The organism is Methanohalobium sp. (genome assembly GCF_046546175.1).
GTDB lineage: Archaea > Halobacteriota > Methanosarcinia > Methanosarcinales > Methanosarcinaceae > Methanohalobium.
This window is the reverse complement of record NZ_JBKGYF010000121.1, coordinates 1-3,655: the sequence shown is the minus strand read 5'-3', so window position 1 is coordinate 3,655 and position 3,655 is coordinate 1. Positions and strand designations below refer to the sequence as shown.

The 3,655-nt window shown below is 37.9% G+C and carries 5 protein-coding genes; 4 read left to right on the top strand and 1 reads right to left on the bottom strand.

Going from position 1 to position 3,655, the window contains the following annotated elements:
* From ACLFMM_RS09475 to ACLFMM_RS09460, 4 genes are all read left to right on the top strand, one after another.
* A partial coding sequence (locus ACLFMM_RS09475) for a PGF-pre-PGF domain-containing protein (protein WP_410808488.1) occupies positions 1-440 on the top strand: 440 nt, incomplete at its 5' end.
* Positions 441-876: 436 nt separating this feature from the next.
* Positions 877-1,101, top strand: coding sequence for a helix-turn-helix domain-containing protein (locus ACLFMM_RS09470; RefSeq protein ID WP_410808487.1), 225 nt, complete (start codon positions 877-879; stop codon positions 1,099-1,101).
* Positions 1,102-1,103: 2 nt separating this feature from the next.
* A complete protein-coding gene (locus tag ACLFMM_RS09465) occupies positions 1,104-1,250 on the top strand; it encodes a hypothetical protein (protein WP_410808486.1) in 147 nt (48 codons plus the stop codon).
* Complete coding sequence (locus tag ACLFMM_RS09460; protein WP_410808489.1) at positions 1,247-2,215, top strand: RNA-guided endonuclease InsQ/TnpB family protein; 969 nt, start codon at positions 1,247-1,249, stop codon at positions 2,213-2,215. The genes ACLFMM_RS09465 and ACLFMM_RS09460 overlap by 4 nt, the downstream gene beginning before the upstream one ends.
* 484 nt (positions 2,216-2,699) lie before the next feature.
* On the opposite strand, the gene ACLFMM_RS09455 is transcribed toward ACLFMM_RS09460, so the two are convergent.
* Positions 2,700-3,655, bottom strand: a 956-nt coding sequence (locus ACLFMM_RS09455; RefSeq protein WP_410808485.1) for a PGF-pre-PGF domain-containing protein, incomplete at its 5' end; no start/stop codon positions are given.

The following is a 3,655-nucleotide window of genomic DNA, read 5'->3' as shown; positions in this document are numbered from 1 at the left end:
TCAACCACAAGAACCTGGAAAATGAAAACATCGATGAGGCGACCATTACATTCAGCGCCGAAAAATCATGGCTTGAAGAGAACAATAAAGATCCATCAGATGTAGGTGTAAAACGGTTCCATAATGAAGACTGGGATAATATCGAAGTAAATCAGTTCGATGAAAACGATACACATTACGTGTACAAAGCAAAAACACCTGGTTTTTCATACTACAGCATATACCTGAAAAGTACCGATGAAGAGGGTACTGGAGGTACTTCTGAAGGATCAGATGATACTAAAGAACCATCAGATGATACTAAAGAACCATCAGATGAAACCGACCAGACTAGTGATGATAAAGATGGAATACCAGGATTGACAATATTTGGAGTTGTAGCTCTTATAGCGTTAGTTGCTGTGACAGCAGTCATCGCTTTAAAGAGACAACAGAAGTAATTGGTTGAAAAATAAAATACCGGTTACTTCGTCCTATAGGTCGCAGGAGACTCCCTGTACGAGCTGGGAGTGAAATGCGACCTCTTTTTTAAATCTATATTTGTAGGGTTAGAGTTGTACATCTAGCTGAAATCTTCATACAGTCTTTTTTTACGTTCGGATTTTTTTGTAGTTATTTCCGAATATGTCCATGATGCTAAAGTTTTCTGGGATTCTTTTACGAAGAAGGGGTGCATGGGTAGAGAAAGCCCACGAGTTTACTCATGCTCTTAAAATCATAGATTTAAAGATATCTTTAAACTCCGTTTAAAGAGTGATGAATCGTACCCCGCTGATGTCTGATTAACTCTAGATTTTTTGAGATAATCGCTAACATCAAGTAAAATTTATATAGTTTCAAAACGTATAATCAGTATCAGGTAAAAGGGTGGAGTTGATGGTCCGCAAAGAAGGTCAGAACTGCAGGAATATGAGATTCAGGATTCATCCTACTCCTGAACAGGAAGAAAAACTGGATGAAACCCTGGAATACTGCAGGTTAATCTGGAACTATCTTCTAGCCATCAGAGTAGAATTATACGACAGGTTCTGTCTGTCGGTATCCAAATCATCGCTGGAAAGACACCTGAAGTATCTGGACTATCCATACATTCACAGGTAAGATTGGATGTATTCCAGAGGTTATGTTTTGCCTATGACAAATTCTTTGATGATATCAAGAAAGGTAGACTGAAAAGCACCAGATCTAAAAAAGGTGTATTCGTTAAGAAGAAAACGTTCCATGTGGATGCAACTCATCTGGATTCATAAAATACTATGGAATCCTGCCCAAAGGTCACCCGAAATTCAAGAATAAAGATGATTTTACCAGTTTCAGATGCAAACAGCATGGAAATGGCTGGAAACTCAAAGCAAATAAACTGCACTTATCCAGGATGACCGGTAAATCGAATCCTATCAGGATTGATATAGACAAACTCCCGGATGGCGAACTGAAGACATGTACCCTGAAAAAAGAAGGGAAACAATGGTTTGCTCATCTGACAGTAGAACTACCTGATAACCCAGTTCCATCTACCCCAGAAAATGCTGTTGGTATCGACCTAGGACTCAAATCTTTCATAACAACATCAGACGATGATTTTGTCGAACCGCCAAGATTCCTCAGGAAAGCTGAGAAAAGACTTGCTAAGGAACAGCGGAAATTGTCCAGGATGCAATTCAGATCAAACAATTATCAAAAACAGAAACAGAGAGTGAACAGGATTCACAGGAAAGTTGTTGCTGCTAGAAACCATTTCTCGCATTGCCTGAGCAAACTATTGGTAGAGAGATACGATCTGAGTGTGTTCGAAGATCTAAAAATAAAAAATCTTCTTAAAAACAACAAACTGGCCAAATCCATATTGGATGTAGGCTGGAACAAACTGGTTCAGCACGTAATATATAAAGTAGCTGAAAGAGGCAAGATTGTAGACAATGTTAATCCTGACAACACTTCCCAGGTCTGTTCCCACTGTGGAACTAAAAAGAAAGAAAAACTGAAATTGGAAGACAGGACATTCTACTGCAGTAACTGTGGTCTGGAAATTGACAGAGACCTCAATGCTGCTATAAACATCCTTACAAAATCATCGTATTATAACCCAACTACGCATACCGTGGGGCTCGCGGGAATCAACAGCTGTGGAGATGGTGCCTCTACCACCGGTCTTGGTGCCGGTTCGCAAGTACCGTCCATGAACCAGCAAATGCTTAACCTCGTCAAAGGTTAAGGCTCTCAGGGTTCAATAGAACCCCACTAATTAGTAGTGGGAGAGTAGTCAGCTTTAACTGTGGATAGGAAATCTCCCTGAGTAGCTGGGTGATGAGAGCGTCCAATATAATTTTTTTATTATGATGTCACTGGTAATGTTCAGTTAATGAAACATATTAATCTATTTTAGATTTTTGGTATTTCAAAGCACAACAATTTAGAATAGTAAATTATAGTTAAGCACAGATAATTTGTTGCTAATTTAGAAGATATCATCATTTGCTGATATGACTATAAGCAACAAATATTGAGTTATCGATTATAAGTAAAAGATAGTTTTAACTGAATAGTGCTAAAATCAATTAACGAAAAAAAAACTTATAGATATATCCATGCACGCAAACTATCTCTGCTTTCAGAACTGTTCAATAAATTAGTTCCCTTAAATCAAGGGAACTAATTCTGATTGACCACATGGGAATGTCCACCTCGTTGGAAATGGGTCATTGACCTTTCTTCTTGATGTATATAGATATACTAACTATCATACTCAAAATTGCCAATATAATCCACTTTAAATCCCAGGCACCTACACCGATAGTTTCATCTTCTATGTTACTATCAACCGGAGTTGATTCATTAGATACATTGTCACTTGTTCCATTATTTTCAACCTGTGTATCAGTATTGATATCTTGTGTCTGTTTCGTTTCACCTGTTATTGCAAACGGTGAAAATTCGGGTGTATCAGCTCTGAACCTGATGATAGTCTCGTTTTCAGACAATTTCCTGGTTTCAAGTTTATCCCATGAACCATCGTGATGTCTACACATCTTAATAGTGGACCTGTCAATGTTGTTGTTTCGAATCCATGTTTTATCCACAATGAAATCAATGGATGCATTTTCAACAACATTATCAAAACCTGCTTTACCTACCCAGATATTGACATTCTGGAAAGCTTCACCGGGTGGTTTTTCGTCTACCATGGTGGATTTTGATTTTAGTATGACCAGGCGAGTATCCGTTTTGCCTCTTGATTCAGTTGCATCAAAATGGACACTCTTGACTTTGCTGATTTTTTCATCGAAGTCATACCAAATATGCCTGTCATTGCCAACATATTTCTGGTTAACGAACTCATCTTTGATGTTATCTAAGTCTTCATCAGTGTTGGAAGAACCACCACCTCCACCACTGCTAGAGCCACTGTTTGTGTTTGTATCATCTTCATCCTTGTTTTGTTCTGCAATCTCAAAATTTGTAGTGTATGTCTTACTATTACCGGCATTATCATACACAGTTATAGTTGAGTTGTATTTGCCTACAGATAACTCTGTGGCATTGTATGTTGCATATTCACTAGTTATGGTGGAATTATTATTGGTTGATTTGTCAAAACCATCAAACTTAATTTTAGTTTTATTTGCATTGATTCCGGATTGTTCATCACTGTAAT